The sequence below is a fragment of the Pseudomonas brassicacearum subsp. brassicacearum genome (genome assembly GCF_008801605.1).
Lineage (GTDB): Bacteria > Pseudomonadota > Gammaproteobacteria > Pseudomonadales > Pseudomonadaceae > Aquipseudomonas > Aquipseudomonas brassicacearum.
Map to the genome: position 1 here is coordinate 256,127 of NZ_VZPJ01000001.1, position 18,272 is coordinate 274,398.

3 protein-coding genes are annotated in these 18,272 nt (G+C 66.2%); all 3 read left to right on the forward strand.

Going from position 1 to position 18,272, the window contains the following annotated elements; genetic code table 11:
- Positions 1 to 4 precede the first annotated feature (4 nt).
- The 3 genes from F7R20_RS01230 to F7R20_RS01240 all read left to right on the forward strand — a co-directional run bounded on the left by F7R20_RS01230 (position 5) and on the right by F7R20_RS01240 (position 18,230).
- On the forward strand, positions 5 to 1,051 hold the full coding sequence (locus F7R20_RS01230) for a TauD/TfdA family dioxygenase (protein ID WP_003200902.1): 1,047 nt from the start codon (positions 5 to 7) through the stop codon (positions 1,049 to 1,051).
- Between the two features lie 111 nt (positions 1,052 to 1,162).
- The gene (locus tag F7R20_RS01235; RefSeq protein ID WP_033028095.1) at positions 1,163 to 4,225 is read left to right on the forward strand and encodes a non-ribosomal peptide synthetase; all 3,063 of its coding nucleotides are present in this window, start codon (positions 1,163 to 1,165) and stop codon (positions 4,223 to 4,225) included.
- A 58-nt stretch (positions 4,226 to 4,283) separates the two neighbouring features.
- Positions 4,284 to 18,230 (forward strand): non-ribosomal peptide synthase/polyketide synthase, encoded by a 13,947-nt coding sequence (locus F7R20_RS01240; protein ID WP_003200898.1) that lies wholly within the window; start codon positions 4,284 to 4,286, stop codon positions 18,228 to 18,230.
- Positions 18,231 to 18,272: the final 42 nt, after the last annotated feature.

The window sequence follows — 18,272 nt, forward strand, 5'->3', positions numbered from 1 at the left end:
CGTTATGTCTATCGTGCCCCCATCGCCACGCGCCCTCGGCGCCGTGCGTCGCAAAGCCATGAACGTCTCGGAACAACAGTTGGTCACCGAGCGCCTGCTCAGCCCGGACCACGTCCTGCCCCTGGTGATCGAGCCGGCGGTCAGCGGCGTCGACCTGATCGCCTGGGCCACCCGGGAACGCGAGTCGCTGGAAAAGAAACTGCTGGAGTACGGCGCCCTGCTGTTTCGCGGCTTCAACGTCGCGTCCGTCGAGCAGTTCGACCAAGTGATCGCCGCCCTTTCCCCCGGCGCTCTGGAATACATGTTCCGCGCCTCGCCCCGGACACGGGTCGGCGGCAACATCTACACCTCGACCGACTACCCGGCCGACCAGATGATTTTCCCCCACAACGAGCACTCCTACTCGCCGCGCTTTCCACTGCGGCTGTTCTTCTACTGCCAACTGCCGTCCGAGACCGGCGGTGAAACACCGATTGGCTCGACCCGCGCCGTGAAGGCCGGGATCAGCCCGCAGATCGAAGCGCGATTCCGGGAAAAAGGCGTGCTGTACGTGCGCAACTACGGCGACGGTTTCGGCCTGCCATGGCAGACCGTGTTCCAGTCCGAAGACCGCCGCGAAGTGGAGGCCTACTGCGCCAGCGTCGGCATCGAAGTGGAATGGAAAGACAACAATCGCCTGCGCACCCGCCAACGCGGGCCGGCCGTGGTGCGCCACCCGCGCACCGGCGAAGAGGTCTGGTTCAATCACGCCACGTTCTTCCACATCAGCACCCTGCCTGAGCGAATCCGCGATTCGCTGCAAAGCAACTTCAACGACCTCGACCTGCCCACCAACACCTTTTATGGCGATGGCGAACCGATCGAGCCACACGTACTGCAATCGCTGCGTGCGGCCTACCTCGATTCGCTGGTGCGATTCAGTTGGCAACAGGGGGACGTGTTGTTCATCGACAACATGCTCGCCGTGCACGGTCGCGAACCCTTTACCGGCAAGCGCGCAATCATGACCGGCATGGCTGAAGCCCTGCTGTCGAGCGACGTTGCCGTCTGACATTCAACGGGTCCACCCGCCGTTCGCAGGAGGCTTGCCTGACACGTGTCCAGCAAGCCCCGACATCTGTGCGGTGATCCAGGCTCAAGCCCTTTTCCAGTCGAGATGAACATGAGCGGACTTCAAGGTTTTCGTATTTCGCCGCAACAGGCATCGGTTTACCCCCACATCAACGGCGCGGCGGAGCACCCGTTCAGCTGCCATCTGCAATGGTCGCTGTCACAGTCGCTGGACGTCGCTGCACTGGACAACTGCTTGCAAGCCCTGGTGGCCGGCAGTGAAATCCTGCGCACGCGCCTGATGCCCGTGCCCGGCCTGCGCCACCCGGTGCAGGTGATCGACGAAGCCGGCTCGCTGGCGGTGAACCTCCAGGACTTGCGCCAGCACAGCCGCGTCGACCAGGACGCCGCGTTGGCCCGGCTCGCCACCCAGCCCCGCGACTGGGCAACCCCACTGTGCGTGACCCTGGTGCGCCTGTCCGATGAACAAGCGGTCCTGGACCTGGCGGCGGCCAGCAGCCACTTCGACCTCGCCAGCCTGAAATGGCTGGCCGGCGCACTGCTGCAAGACAACCCCACGGACCTGTCCGACACCTTGCAGTACGCCGACTACGCCGAATGGCGCTGGAGCCTGGTTGAAGACGCGCCGGACCATCCGGGCGTGAGCTTCTGGAAACCCTCGGGCGAAACCGAACAGGCCACCTTGCAGCTGCCGCTCGAAGTGGCCCTCGATGGCGGGTTCGCGCCGACCCGGCTGGACCTGACTCTGCCGAGCGACCTCGCCCGTCACTCGGCCCTGACCCCGGACCTGCTGCTGGCGGCATGGGCAGCGGTGCTGGGACGATTGGCCGGCCAGCAACAGGTGCCGCTCACCCTGATCCATGAAAGTCGCGGCGCGGAGCTGGAAAACACCCTGGGCCTGTTCGAGCAGTGCCTGCCCGTGAGCATCGAACTGGATGCCCAGGCGACCCTGCTGGAACAAAGCACACAAGTGGCCGCCACCCTGGAACGGGCAGTCGGCTGGCAAGACTATTACACCGGCCACCTCAACGCCGGCTATGCCTTTGCCTGGCGTTCGGGCGATGCCCGGGAGCGTCATGCCGGCGCGGTGATGAACCCGCTGAAGGCCTGCCTGAACGTACGCCAGTTGCCCGCCAGCCTGCACGCGCAACTGGTCTACGACCGCCATGCCCTCAGCGCCGAAGCCGCGGGTTGCCTCGCCGAGCAATGGCTGCAACTGCTGCAAGGCGCCCTGGCTGAACCGCAACGGGCCTGGGCCCAACTGCCCCTGGGTGGAACGCTGCAATCGCAGTTGATCGGCACCGGCGCGAGCGTGCCGGCCATCGAACCGGTGACGCTGGTGGAATTGATTGCCCGTCAGGTTCGCCAACAGCCAGACGCCATTGCCCTCAGCGACCAGAACGGTGACCTGAGCTACAGCCACCTCGACGCCTGCGCCACGCAACTGGCCCATCGACTGGTCGCGGCCGGAATCGGTCCTGGCGTGCCCGTCGGCATCCTGTTCGCCCGCAGCAACGCGGCCATTGTCGCCATGCTCGCCGTGTTGAAAGCCGGCGGCGCCTACGTGCCGATCGACCCGACCTACCCGGCCGACCGCCGCGCCTACATGCTCGCCGACAGCGCCATTGCCCACATCGTGGTCAGCAGCGAACTGGCCGACAGCGTGCCGGCCACCCTGCAACGCTTCGTGCTGGATGACCTGGCAGCGCCGGACCTCGGCGATTGGCCGGCGCTGCCGTTGCCGGACGCGATCGACCTCGCCTACTTGATCTACACCTCGGGCTCTACCGGTGCGCCGAAGGCCGTGGAAATCAGCCACGGCGCACTGAGCTTCTCGACCCAGGTGCGCATGGCCGCCTATGAGACTCCGGTGCGCGCCTACTTGCTGCTGTCGTCGTTCGCCTTCGACAGTTCGGTCGCCGGGATTTTCTGGACCCTGGCCCAAGGCGGACGCCTGGTCTTGCCCGCCCCGGGTGAAGAGCTGGAAATGTCCCGCCTGGCGCAACTGATTGCCCAGCATCAGGTCAGCCACGGTCTGTCGCTGCCGTCGCTGTACCAGGCCCTGCTCGATCAACTGCAGCGCAGCACAGGCACCGACAGCCTTGCCTGCTGGATCGTCGCCGGTGAAGCCTGCCCGCCATCGCTGATCGCGCAACACAGCAAGACCCTGCCCCACGCCCGGCTGGTGAACGAATACGGTCCCACCGAAGCCACCGTCTGGGCCACCTATGAGGTGTTGGAGCCAAACCGCAACGTCAGCATTGGCCGCCCCATCGCCGGCATGGACCTGCGCCTGCTGAACGAGTTCGACACTGCCTGCGGCATTGGCGAGCCAGGGGAAATCGTCCTCGCCGGCCCGACCCTGGCCCGCGGCTATCGCCACAAACCCGAAGAAACCGCCAAGGCCTTCGTCACCCTGGCCGACGGCACTCGCGCCTACCGTACGGGCGACCTGGCGTGCTGGTTGGCCGACGGGCGCCTGGCGTTCCTGGGGCGCAAGGACCATCAGGTCAAGGTGCGCGGCTACCGCATCGAGCTGGGTGAAATCGAACGCCAGTTGTGCAGCCACAGCGACGTGCGCGAAGCCGCGGTGATCGTCCAGGAACACGCCGCCGGCAAGTGCCTGCTGGCCTACATCCTCGCCGCCCACGGCTACGCACCGGACTCCGAGGCGATCAAGCGTTTCCTCGGCGAGCGCCTGCCGTCGTACATGGTGCCGGCCCTGGTGCTGACCCTGGCAAGCTTTCCGCGCACGCCCAACGGCAAGCTCGACACCCGCCAATTGCCCGCCCCCGACTCGTTCGACGAAAGCGCCCACGTGGCGCCGCGCAACGCCATGGAAACCGCCCTGCAAGCCATCGTCGCCAAGGTCTTGAAGCTCTCGACGGTGAGTGTCACCGACAACTTTTTCGCCATCGGCGGCGACTCGATCCTGAGCCTGCAAGTGGTGGCCCAGGCCCACGAGCAAGGCATCGCGCTTTCGGCCAAGCAAGTCTTCGAACGCCAGACCATCGCGGCCATGGCCGAGGTCGCGCAACCGCTGGCACCGAGCGCCGCCGAGCCGCAAGCCGACAGCACCGAGTTCAGCGCCTCGGGCCTGTCCGATGACGAAATGCAAGCGCTGATGGCCGAACTGGACGAGGCCGACCTGTGAGCGGCTCGTCCCGTCGCCCCGCCATCACCGTTGCCCCTTTTTACGCAGGACGCTTTCAATGACCACCGAAAAAACCACCGGTAACCCGATCGAAGACATTTACCCGCTGTCGCCGCTGCAACAAGGGATGCTGTTCCACTCCCTGCTGCACGAAGACTCCGGTGTGTACCTGATGCAGGATCGCTACCGCATCGGCGGGGCTATCGATGAAGGGGCGTTCCTCGAATCGTGGCGCCAGGTGGTGGCGTTGCACCCTTCCCTGCGCGCCAGTTTCCAATGGAAAAGCCAGAAGCAACCGGTGCAGGTGATCCATCGCCAGGTCAAGGTACCGCTGGACACCCTCGACCTGCGCGGGCTCGCCCCCCATGAGCAGGAAGCGCGAATCCGCACGCTGCTGGAAGACGAGCAGAAAGTCGGCTTCAACCTGTCGAAGCCACCGCTGATTCGCTTCCGGCTGGTACGCCTGGGCGATGAGTCCTACGAGTTCATTCGCAGCTTCCACCACATCCTGATGGACGCCTGGTGCATTTCCCTGGTGACCGTGGACTTCCTCAAAGTCTACGAAGCACTGTGCAACGACCGCACGCCAGAGCTGAAAAGCCCGCGGCCGTTTCGCGATTACATCCAGTGGCTGCAACACCAGGACGCGAGCGAGGCCGAGCAGTTCTGGCGCGGCCAGCTGCAAGGTCTCAATGCCCCCACGCCGCTGACCGTGGACAACGGCGTGACCCGCGACCGCTACACCGATGCGGTGCTGGTGGACGACCAACTGATCCACCTCGACGAACAGGAAACCCAGGCACTGGCGGCGTTCTGCCGCAGTCGCCGGATCACCCCGAACACGTTCTTCCAGGGCGTCTGGTCGCTGCTGCTATCACGCTACAGCGGGCAACAGGACGTGGTCTTCGGCGTCACCGTGGCCGGGCGCCCGGCCGACCTGACCGGTGTCGCGGAAATGATCGGCCTGTTCATCAACACCTTGCCGCTGCGGGTTTCGGTGGACCCGAGCGCCTCGCTCGGCAGTTGGCTGGGCGACTTGCAAAAGCTCAACGTCGACATGCGCGACTTCGAACACACGCCCTTGACCGACATCCAGGGCTGGAGCGATTTCCCCCGGGGCGAGACCCTGTTCGACAGCATCCTGGTATTTGAAAACGCACCCATCGACGAACAGATCCTCGAAGGCGGCTTCCAGTTCAGCCTCGAAGGCATGGACCACAGCGTGCACACCCACTACGGCTTGACCGTGGTGATCCTGCCGGGCGAACAGCTGGGCATCCGCGTCTCCTATGACCGCGAACGTTTCGAAGCCGCCACCGTGCAACGCCTGCTGGGCCACATCGCCAGCCTGGTGCGCAACATGCTCGCCGCACCCGAGGCGCCGCTGGCCAGCTTTGAGCTGCTGGCCGCCGACGAACGTCAGCAGTTGCTGGGCGAATGGGCACTCAACCCCCACGATTTTCCGCTGGAGCAAAGCTACGCCGAGCTGTTTGCCGCCCAGGTCGCCCAGCGCGGTGATCAGGTCGCCGCGACCTGCGACGGGGAGTCGCTGACCTACGCCGAGCTGGACCTGCGCTCCACGCGCCTGGCCCACGCTCTGCGCGAGGCCGGCGCAGTTGAAGACCAACTGGTCGCGCTGGTGGCCCCCCGTGGCCTGGCGCTGTTGAGCATGATGCTGGCGGTGTTCAAGGCCGGTGCGGCGATGCTGCCCCTTGAAGTCAATCACCCGCCCGAGCGCCTGCGGGAAATCCTCGGGCTGTCCCGCGCCCCGCTCCTGGTCGCCAGCGAAGCCTGCAGCGGCCTGCTCGATCAACTGCTCAGCGGCCTCGACCAGGCACCCGAGGCGCTGTTCGCCGAAGCCTGCTGGACGTCCGGCAACGACGCGCCACTGCCGGTGCTCGCCAGCCCCGACAGCCTGGCCTACGTGCTGTTCACCTCGGGTTCGACCGGTACGCCCAAGGGTGTGATGATCGAACAGCGCGGCATGCTCAACAACATCTTCGGCAAAGTACCGGCCCTGGGGCTCAGCGCCGCCGACCGGATTCCCCAGACTGCCTCGGTGGCGTTCGACATTTCGGTGTGGCAGTTCCTTGCCGCACCGGTGCTCGGTGCCACCGTGCACATCCTTGCGGATGAAGTTGCCCACGACCCGCAACGCCTGTTGCAGGTGCTCGCCAGCGAGCGCCTGAACGTGCTGGAAATCGTCCCGAGCCTGATGCGCACCTTGCTCGCGCTGTGCCCGTGCGACTTGCAACTGCCGGACCTGCGCTGGGTGTTGCCTACCGGCGAAGCCCTGCCGCCGACCGTGGCCCGCGACTGGTTCGCACGGTTCCCCGACATTGCCCTGATGAACGCCTACGGGCCGGCCGAGTGCGCCGACGACGTGGCCTTCCAGCCGATCCTCAAAGCACCGGGGGCCGAGGTCAGCCACATGCCCATCGGCCAGCCGACCGCCAACAACCGCCTGTATGTGCTGGACGAATCCCTGCGCCCGGTGCCGGTGGGCGTGGCCGGGGAAATCTGTGTCGGCGGCGTCGGCGTTGGCCGCGGTTACCTGCACGACCCGCAGCGCACCGTTGAAGCCTTTATCGACCACCCTCAACTCGAAGGTCGCCTGTACCGCACCGGTGACCTGGGACGCTGGCGTGCAGACGGGGTGATCGAATACCTCGGCCGCCGCGACCAGCAGGTCAAACTGCGCGGGCACCGGATCGAACTGACGGAAATCGAACACCGTCTCGCCCAGCACCCCAACGTACGCGAAGCCGCCGTCCTGCTGCGGGAAAACACCGTCGGCGAAGCCTGGCTGGTGGCGTACTGGTCGGCCCATGACGAAACCCTGGGCAGCGACGGCCTGAGCGAACACCTGCGCACGCAACTGCCGCCGTACATGGTGCCGGCGGCCTTTGTCTGCCTGGACAAACTGCCCCTGAACAATAACGGCAAGGTCGATCGCAAGGCCCTGGCCGCCCGGGAGCTGGACTGGCAGGCCGACACCCAGCAAAGCATCGCCCCGCGCAACGCGCTGGAAACCACCGTCGCGTCGATCTGGGCCGAGGTCCTGGGACGCGATACGGTGGGCGTGGAAGACAACTTTTTTACCCTCGGCGGACACTCGCTGCTGGCAACCCAGATCGTTGCCCGCCTGCGCACCCAGTTCAAGCTCGACCTGCCGTTGCGGGTGCTGTTCGAACAGCCGACCGTGGCCTTGCTGGCCGTGGCCATCGCCGCCCGCCAGGCCCAGGCCGCCGCGCCGCAAGCCAGCGCGATCAGCGTGCCCAAGGCCCAGCCACGTCCGGCGCTGCTACCGCTGTCGTTCTCGCAACAACGCTTGTGGTTCATCGAGCAACTGACGCCGGGCACCACCCTGTTCAACATCCCGTTCGCCCTGCACCTCAAGGGTGAACTCAATGTCGAGGCGCTGCACGCCAGCCTGAACGACCTGCTGCTGCGCCACGAAATCCTGCGCACCGGCATCCACAGCACCGACGGCGTGCCGTGCCAGCGCATCAGCCCAGCGCTGGACATCGCGCTGCCCTTCGAAGACTTGTCGGGGCTGACCACCACCGCTCGCGCCGGCGCGCAGTTCAATGCCCTGCAAGACACCTTCGAGCTGCCGTTCGACCTGACCTGCCCACCGCTGCTGCGTGCGCGCTTGCTACGCCTGGCGCCGGGCGAGCACGTGCTCGGCATCGCCCTGCATCACCTGGTCTCGGACGCCTGGTCGGCCACCATCGCCCTGCGCGAACTGGCCCTGGGTTATGAAGCCCGTTGCAACGGCGCCCCTGCCAAACTGCCGGCCCTGCCGCTGCAATACGCCGACTTCGCCCTCTGGCAGCGCGAACACCTGCAAGGCGCCGAACTCAAGCGCCAACTCGACTACTGGACCACCACCCTCGACCGGCGCGACAGCGACGCCAGCCCGCTGCTGGCCTTGCCCACCGATCATCCACGGCCGTCGGTGCAAAGCTACCGCGCCGGGATCGTGCAGCGTGAACTCAGCGCCGACCTCAGCTCCCGGGTACAGGCCTTTGCCAGTCGCCTCGGCACCACGCCGTTCACCGTCCTGTTCGCCGGTTTCGCCGTGCTGATGCACCGTTTGAGCGGCGATGCCACGGTGCTGGTCGGCACCCCGGTCACCCACCGTGAACAGCCGGGCACTGAAGGCCTGCTGGGCATACTGTTGAACAACCTGGCGATCCGCGCGGACTTCGAACCGCAAGTCGGTTTCAGCGCCCTGGTCAAACAGGTGGCCGAACGTCTGCGCAGTGGCCTGCTGCACCAGGACCTGCCCTTCGAGCAACTGGTGGACAGCCTGCAACTGCCACGCAGCCTCAGCCATGCGCCGCTGTACCAGGTGATGGTCGCCCAGCAACTGGCCATGGAGTCGCGGTTGCGCTTCCCCGGGCTGGCATTCGAAGCGCTGGACACGCCGCTGCGACATTCCGAATGCGACTTGGACCTGCACGTGCTGTGCCCGGCCAATGCGCCGATCCAGCTGGAGTTGATGTTCGCCCTCGATCTGTTCGTCGCCGACAGCGCCCGCCAGACCCTGGCGCGCCTGGAACATCTGCTCGAACACATGCTCGCCGAGCCCCAACGCCCGGTCGCCGCCTTGCCGTTGCTGATGGACGTCGAATGGCAACGCACCGTGGTCGAGTGGAACCGCACCGAGATGGCGGTGCCAACGCACCTGACCTTCGCCCAGTTGTTCGAACAACAGGCCGAACGCACCCCGGAGCGTGACGCCCTGTGCTTCGAAGGCCGCAGCCTGAGCTACGGCGAACTCAACCGGCGCGCCAACCAGGTGGCGCATTACCTGCGCAGCCGGGGCGTCGGCGCCAACAGCCCGGTGGCGCTGTGTGTCGAGCGCTCGCTGGAACTGCTGGTCGGCCTGCTGGGCATTCTCAAGTCCGGTGGCGCCTATGTGCCGCTGGACCCGACCTACCCGGTGGATCGCCTGGCGTACATGCTCGAAGACGCGCAACCGGCATTGTTGCTCGGCCAGCAAGGCCTGTTGGAACAGTTGGGCGCCGAACTGCCGCGCTTGCGCCTGGACAGCGACGCAGCCCTGTTCGCCAACCAGCCGGACAGCAACCCTGCCCCGCTCGCCGGGCCGCAAGACCTGGCCTACATCATGTACACCTCCGGTTCGACCGGTAAGCCCAAGGGCACCCTGGTGACCAACGGTTCGGTGGTCAACCTGGCCTGGGCGCGTATCCATGGCTTGTATCGCCGCTACACCGACCAGCCGATGCGTACCAGCTTCAACTACTCGTTCGCCTTCGACAGTTCGGTGGCCGAGCTGATCCTGTTGCTCGACGGCCACAGCCTGTACCTGACCCCGGAAGACGTGCGCTACGACCCTGAGGCCCTGGCTGGATTCTTCCGCGACACCCGCCTGGACGCCTTCGAATGTACCCCGGCACAGCTCAAGGCCCTGCTCGAAAGCGACGGTGTTCGGCGTGGCGAGGTGTACCTGCCGCGCTTCGTGCTGTTCGGTGGCGATGCGGTGGACGCACAACTGTGGCAACGCCTGCCGTCGATTGCCGGCAGCCGCTTCTTCAACACCTACGGCCCAACCGAATGCACGGTGGATGCCACTGGTTGCGCGGTGGATGACTTCCCGCTGCGGCCAATCATCGGCCGGCCCATCGCCAACGTGCGCACCTACGTGCTCGATGCCTTCCTCAACCCGATGCCGGTGGGCGTCCCGGGGGAACTGCACATCGGCGGTGCCGGCGTGACCCTGGGCTACCTCAACCGCGCCGAGCAGACCGCGAAGGTGTTCATCGAAGACCCGTTCTCCACCGTGGCCGGGGCACGGATGTACAAGTCCGGTGACCTGGTGCGCTGGTTGCCCGACGGCCAGCTCGAATACCTGGGACGCATGGATCATCAAGTGAAGATCCGTGGTTTCCGTGTCGAGCTGGGGGAAATAGAAACCTTGATCGGCGCCCAACCGGGCGTGCGCCAGGCCGTGGTGCTGGCCCGTGAAGACGTGCCCGGCGACAAGCGCCTGGTCGCCTATGTGACGTGCGACCAGCAGGCCGACATCCATGCCTGGCGCAAAGCCATTGGCGCCGCCCTGCCCGACTACATGGTGCCCTCGGCATTCGTACTGCTCGATGAACTGCCGCTGACTGACAACGGCAAACTCAACCGCAAGGCCTTGCCGGCCCCGGACATCCAAGCCGCGCCAGACGCCCTCGATCCACCGTGCAGCGCCGCCGAACAGCAACTGGCTGCCCTGTGGGCCGAGTTGCTGAAGGTGCCGTCGTCGCAGATCGGCCGTGACAGCCATTTCTTCTACATCGGCGGCCACTCGCTGCTGGCGGCGACGTTGTTTGCCCGCCTGCGCCAACAGTTCGCCAGCGTGCCGCCGTTGCGGGCGGTGTTCGAACACCCGACCCTCGACGCCTTGGCCGCGCTGCTGGGCGATCCCCTGCAAGCCCCGGCGGCGACCTTTGTCCCGGCAGCGCGTCCGGCGCGCCTGCCGCTGTCGTTCGAACAGCAACGCTTGTGGTTCCTTGAACAACTGAGCACCGGCGGTGGCGAGTACAACGTGGTCAGCGCCGTGCAACTGGACGGCGAACTCAACGTCCAGGCCCTGCACACGGCCTTGAACAGCGTGGTCCAGCGCCACGAGATCCTGCGCAGCCGCATCGTGCGCGATAGCGATGGCGAGTTGGCGCTGGTGATCGAACCCCAGGTCGATATCAGCCTGCAGGTGACGGCACTGCAAGCGACCAGCGACGAGCAATGGCAGCAACTGACCGACGCGGTGATCCACGCCGAAACCGGCCGCCGCTTCGACCTCGCCGCCGAAGTGCCGGTCCGTGCCACGCTATTGCAACGCAGCGGCGCAGCCCAGTCGCTGCTGTTGCTCAACGTGCACCACTGCGCCACCGACGACGCCTCCAGCCAGAACCTGCTGGATGAACTGCGACAGTGCTACACCGCCCAGTGCCAGGGCGCCCCGGCAGCACTGCCAGGGCTGGCGCTGCAATACCCCGATTACGCCCTCTGGCAGCGCGAACCCGGTCAACAGACCGCGTTCAGCAGCCAACTGGAATACTGGCGCAACCAACTGGAGGACGGCGACTACCTGCTGGACCTGCCAACCGAACAGGGCCGGCCAACCCAGCTCGCCCCGGCGGCCGGCGCGGTCCAACTGCAATTGCCGCCCGTCCTGGTGGAACGCCTGCGACAGTTCGCCCAGCACCGCGGCGCCACCCTGTACATGCTCATGCTCGGCGCCGCGCAATTGCTGTTGGGCCGCTACGCCAACCAGCGCGATGTACGGGTTGGCAGCCCGGTGGCCCAGCGTCCATTCGCCGAGCTGCAGCCGCTGATCGGCTGCTTCGTCAACACCGTGGTCATGCGTGCCGACCTTGATCCGGCGCTGGACTTCGAAGGTTTGCTCAACCAGGTGCGCAACCGTGTGCTGGATGCCCAGCAGCATCAGGACGTGCCCTTCGACCAGGTTGTCGAGCATTTGAAGCCTTCGCGCAGCCTCGGCCAGACGCCGCTGTTCCAAGTGTTGTTCGCCATGCAGAACGCCGACTCGTCGAGCCAGCCATGGCCGCAGTTGCGGGTCAGCGAACGCGCCGTGACCGCCCAGGCCACCAAGTACGACCTGAACTGGGAAGTGCATGACGGCGAGGTGCTGTCGGTGTTGCTGGAGTACCGCGCCGCGCTGTTCAGCGAAACCACGGCCCGGCGTTGGCTGGAACAATGGCAACAACTGCTGGAGGCGATGCTCGAAGCGCCACGGACCCGCCTCGGCGATTGGACACCGCTGCCGGCGGCAGAGCGTCACCGCCAACTGATCGAGTGGAACGCCACCGACCGCCACTACAGCGGCCCGACCAACCTGCACACCGCCCTGAGCCAACAAGCAGCCCTGAGCCCCAACGCACCTGCGCTGGTGTTCGAAGGCCAGCGCCTGAGTTATGCCGAGCTGGACCAGCGGGCGCAAGCCGTCGCCCGTGCCCTGCGCGCCGCCGGTATAGGCACCGACAGCATCGTGCCGCTGTGCATGGAGCGTTCGGTGGAAATGGTCGTGGCCTTGCTCGGCATCGTCCATGCCGGCGCCGCGTGGCTGCCGCTGGATCCGGAACTGCCTGCCGCGCGCCTGGCGTTCCTGATCGAAGACGCCAATGCCAAGGTCACCTTGACCCAAGCGCAGTGGCTGTCGCGCCTGCCCGCCGAACATGACGCCTGGACGCTGGATGCGTTGCCAATCGCTGAAGTCGCAGAGCCGATCAGCGTCGACGCCAACGACCTGGCCTACGTGCTCTACACCTCCGGTTCCACCGGCCAACCCAAAGGCGTGATGAACGAACACGGCGCCTTGATGAACCGTCTGTACTGGATGCAGGACGCCTTCCCGATTGGCCCGAACGACCGTGTGCTGCAGAAAACCCCGTACAGCTTCGACGTGTCGGTGTGGGAGTTCTTCTGGCCGCTGATCACCGGCGCGACCCTGGTGGTTGCCCGGCCGGACGGTCATCGCGACCCGGCCTATCTCGGCCAGTTGATCCAGCAGGAACGGGTCACGACGTTGCACTTCGTCCCGTCGATGCTGCGGGCCTTTGTCGAGGAACCGAGCCTGGTCAATTGCCAGAGCCTGCGCCAGGTGTTCGCCAGTGGCGAAGCCTTGCCGGTGGACCTGGTCCGACGCTTCATGGGCCAACACCCGGCAGCGCTGGTCAACCTGTACGGCCCGACCGAAGCGGCCATCGACGTCTCGGTCTGGCGTTGCTCGGCGGACGATGCAATCGTGCCGATCGGCAAACCCATCGCCAACCTGCGTTTGTACATCCTCGACGAAGCCCTGCAACCGTTGCCGATTGGCAGCATCGGCGAGCTGTACATCGGCGGCGTCGGTGTGGCCCGGGGTTACCTGAAACGCCCGGACCTGACCGAAGAACGCTTCCTTGCCAGCCCGTTCGTGGCCGGTGACCGCCTGTACCGCACCGGCGACCGTTGCCGCTTCCTGGCCGATGGCAACATCGAGTACCTGGGGCGTCTCGACCATCAGGTGAAACTGCGCGGTCAACGCATCGAGCTGGGGGAAATCGACGCTGCGCTGCTGGCACAGGCCGGTGTTCGCGACGCCGCCACCTTGTTGCTGGACCAGCGTCTGGTGAGTTTCTGGTGCGGTGACGCCGATGAGGTCACCCTGCGTGCCGACCTGAGTGACAGCCTGCCCGCGCACATGCAGCCAAGCCTGTTCGTGCAGCTCGATAACCTGCCGCTCAACAGCAACGGCAAGCTTGACCGCAAGGCATTGGCCGCCACGCCGCTGCCACAAAGCCAAAGCGAGCAGCCGCGCACCGCGCCGCGCACGGTCACTGAAAGCGTGCTCTGCGAACTGTTCAGCGAAGTGCTGGGTGGTGCGGAAGTCGGCATCGAAGACAACTTTTTCCAACTCGGCGGCCATTCCTTGCTGGCCACCCGCCTGGTCAGCCGGGTTCGTGAACGCCTGGGGGTTTCCCTGCCCTTGCCGCTGGTGTTCGCCCAACCGACGGTCGCGGCCCTGGCCGAGCATCTGCGCGCGGCCATGCCCGGTGAGTCGATCAGCGCACAACCGCGCCCGGCGCAATTGCCCCTGGGCCTGGCTCAACGCCGGTTCTGGATGCTCAGCCGCCTGGTACCGGAGTCCCGCGAGTACCACATGCCATTCGCCCTGACCTTGCGCGGCGAGTTGCAGGTCGAGGTCTTGCGCGAGGCCTTTGCGCAGGTCAGCCAGCGCCACCTGGTGCTGCGCAGCCGTATCGTCGAAGTCGACGGCGAGCCGCAATTGCTGATCGACGACCACGGCCCGGCGCTCGCGGTCACTGGCGTTGCAACCCAGGACTGGGCAGCGACCTGTGCCAATGCCCAGAACGCACTGATGACGCCGTTCGACCTGGCCGCCGCGGCGCCTTGGCGGGCGCACCTGCTGCAACGCCAAGGCAGTGACGAGAACCTGTTGCTGGTGTGCCTGCATCACAGCGCCACCGACGGCTGGGCCATGCAGTTGCTCATCGACGAACTGACCCAGGCCTACGCCGCCGGCCTGAACGGGCAGTCGCCCGCCTGGGCTCCGCTGGAAATCGACTACGTCGATTTCGCCCTGTGGCAACAGCACCCGGACACCCAGGCCCGGCGCAATGACAGCCTGGACTACTGGAAAAACCACCTGGGCCAGGACGACTACCAACTCGACCTGCCCATCGACCACCCACGCGGCGCCGAAGCCGATCGCCGCGCCCGGCAACTCACCGTGCGCCTCGGAACCCAGCGCGCCGAAGCCATCCGGCAGTTTGCCCGTCAGCGCGGCACGACCACCTACGTGGTGCTGGCCACGGCCCTGAGCGCGCTGCTGGCCCGCTACAGCGGTCAGCGGGAGATTCGTCTCGGCACCCCGGCGGACCAGCGTGACCATGGGCAAACCCAGACGTTGCTGGCCTGCCTGGTCAATACCCTGGTGATCCGCAGCGACGTCGACCAACGGGCCCCGGCCGAGCAACTGCTGGCCAGCCTCGAGGCCGATCTGCGTGCAGCCCAAGCCCATGCTGACCTGCCCTTCGCCACCCTGGTCGGCGCTATCGCGCAGAACCGCGACTTGAACCGTACGCCGCTGTTCCAAGTGCTGTTCTCCCTCAACTACGACCGCATCGACAGCAGCCAATGGCCGGGGCTGAACGTCGAAGAACAGATGCTGCCGGTGATCGACGCCAAGTTTGAACAGAGCTGGGAAGTCCAGGACGACGGCAGCGACATGACGCTGGCGCTGGAATACCAATCGGCCTTGTACGACGAAGCAACGATGCAACGCTGGAGCGCGCAGTGGTGCGCGCTGCTTGACGCCCTGGTGGCAAGCCCTGGACGCACCCTGGTCGAACTGTTCCCGCAACAGCAGGACCAGCAGCAACTGGACCGCTGGAACGCCACCGACCGCCACTACAGCGGCCCAACCAACCTGCACACCGCCCTGAGCCAGCAAGCGGCCCTGAGCCCCAACGCCCCGGCGCTGGTGTTCGAAGGCCAGCGCCTGAGCTATGCCGAGCTGGACCAGCGGGCGCAAACCGTCGCCCGCGCCCTGCGCGCCGCTGGCGTGGGCACCGACAGCATCGTGCCGGTGTGCATGGAGCGTTCGGTGGAGATGGTCGTGGCCTTGCTCGGCATCGTCCATGCCGGCGCCGCGTGGCTGCCGCTGGACCCGGAGTTGCCTGCCGCGCGCCTGGCGTTCCTGATCGAAGACGCCGATGCCCGGGTCACCTTGACCCAAGCGCAGTGGCTGTCGCGCCTCCCGGTCGGGCATCAAGCCTGGACCCTCGACGCCCTGCCCCAAGCACCCGCCTTCGAACCGATCAATGTCGAAGCCCACGACCTGGCCTACGTGCTCTACACCTCCGGTTCCACCGGCCAACCCAAAGGCGTGATGAACGAACACGGCGCCTTGATGAACCGCCTGCACTGGATGCAGGACGCCTTCCCGATCGGCCCGAACGACCGTGTTCTGCAGAAAACCCCGTACAGCTTCGACGTGTCGGTGTGGGAGTTCTTCTGGCCGCTGATCACTGGCGCGACCCTGGTGGTTGCCCGTCCGGACGGTCATCGCGACCCGGCCTACCTCAGCCAGTTGATCCAGCAGGAACGGGTCACGACCTTGCACTTCGTCCCGTCGATGCTGCGGGCCTTTGTCGAAGAGCCGAGCCTGGTCAACTGCCAGAGCCTGCGCCAGGTGTTCGCCAGTGGCGAAGCCCTGCCGGTGGACCTGGTCCGGCGCTTCATGGGCCAGCACCCGGCGGCACTGGTCAACCTGTACGGCCCGACCGAAGCGGCCATCGACGTCTCGGTCTGGCGTTGCTCGGCGGACGATGCAATCGTGCCGATCGGCAAACCCATCGCCAACCTGCGCTTGTACATCCTCGACGAGGCCCTGCAACCGCTACCGATTGGCAGCATCGGCGAGCTGTACATCGGCGGCGTCGGTGTGGCCCGGGGTTACTTGAAACGCCCGGACCTGACCGAGGAACGCTTCCTCGCCAGCCCGTTCGTGGCCGGTGATCGCCTGTACCGCACCGGCGACCGTTGCCGCTTCCTGGCCGATGGCAACATCGAGTACCTGGGGCGTCTCGACCATCAGGTGAAGTTGCGCGGCCAGCGCATCGAGTTGGGGGAAATCGACTCAGCCCTGCTGAACCTGCCGGCCATCACCGGTGCCTGCACCCTGGTCATCGACAACCGCCTGGTGGCGTTCTACAGCAGTAGCGCCGCGCAATCGGACCTCGACACCCAGCTCGCGGCCGAGCTGCCGGCCTACATGGTGCCGGCGGTATGGGTGCAGATCCCGGCCCTGCCCCTGAGCACCAACGGCAAGATCGACCGCAAGGCCCTCGCCGCCCTGCCCTTGCCGAACACCCAGAAGGACTACGCGGCACCGCGCAACGACCTGGAACGCCTGCTTTGCCAGTTGTTCGGCGAGCTGCTCGGCGACACCTTGACCGGTGGCCGTGAAGTCGGCACCTCGGACAGTTTCTTCGCCCTGGGCGGTGACTCGATCCTCGGCCTGAAACTGATCTCGCGCTTGCGTGAACAGGGCTATTCGCTCACCCCACGGGACTTGTTCCGTTCGCCAACCCCAGCGGCCCTGGCCCACGTGACCACGGCGTTGCTGACCCAGGCCGAACAAGGTGACGTGACCGGGCCGATGCCGCTGATGCCATTGCACCAGTGGTTCTTCGACCAGCAGCAGGTCCAGGTCGCGCACTGGAACCAATCGGTGCTGGCCGACAGCGACCGTCGCCTGGTGCCGGCCATCGTCCAAGCCACGCTGGATCGACTGGTCGCCCACCACGACGCCCTGCGCTTGCGTTTCACCGACGTCGACGGCCAATGGCAGGCGCACATCGCACCAGTGGCTGCGGCCCAACTGACCTGCTGCGAACGCCCGGAACAACTGCTGCAAGTTGCCCAAAGCCTGGACCTGCAACACGGCCCGCTGTTTGCCGCGGCGCTGCTGGAAGGCACCCCGCAGCGCCTATACCTGGTGGCCCATCACCTGGTGGTGGACGCAGTTTCCTGGACGCCGCTGCTGGAAGACTTCCAGCAGTTGTACCCGGCACTGGAGCGTAGCGAGAGCCCGACGTTGCCGGCGAAAACCACCTCGTATCGTCAATGGAGCGAGCACCTGCAAGCCCATGCCGCCAAGGTCGCCGCCGAGCATCGCTACTGGAGTGCCCAGATCGGCGCTAACCAGCCGCCCATGGCCACGGTCGCCGAACGCCAGACCCTGTCGGCCCGCTGGGACGCCAGCCGCACGCACCAATGGCTGACCGAATCCCATGCGGCTTACCGCACGCAACCGGAAGAACTGCTGATCGCCGCCCTCGCCGCGACCCTGGCCGAGGCCGAACAGCGCAGCGACATCGTGGTGGACCTGGAGCGCCACGGGCGTGACGCACCGTTTGCCGGGCTGGACGTCGGCCGCACCGTCGGCTGGTTCACCACCCTCTACCCACTGCGCGTGAATGCCAGCGGCGCCGCGGGCGATCAAGTGCGCAACGCCAAGCAAGCCTTGCGTGACGTACCTGGCCTGGGCCTCGGCTACGGCTTGCTGCGCCAGCGCGGCGAGTTGCCGGCCAGCCACGGTGATGTGCTGTTCAACTACCTGGGGCATGAGCAAACGCCAGAGGGCTGGTTGCGCGCCAGCAGCCTGACCCCGCCGCCGGACGTGGCCTCGGTTAACCGGGTGACCCACGCCCGTGAGGTGGTGGCCTGGCTGGAGGACGGCGTGTTGCGTGTCGAGTGGCACAGCGTCACGCCAAACGCCGACAGCCGCTTGCCCGCTCGCCTGCTGGAACGTTTGCAGGCGCTGGTCGAACACTGCCTCGACCCGCAGGCCGGTTCGCTGATGCCCGCGGACTTCCCGCTGGCCAAGGCGCTGAACCAGAAATCCCTGGACAAGCTGCTGGGCAAGCTCAAGACCAAACCCAATTCCCAAAGCTAGCGAGCGATGCGGCGCCGCAGGTCTCAGACCGATGCGGCGCCT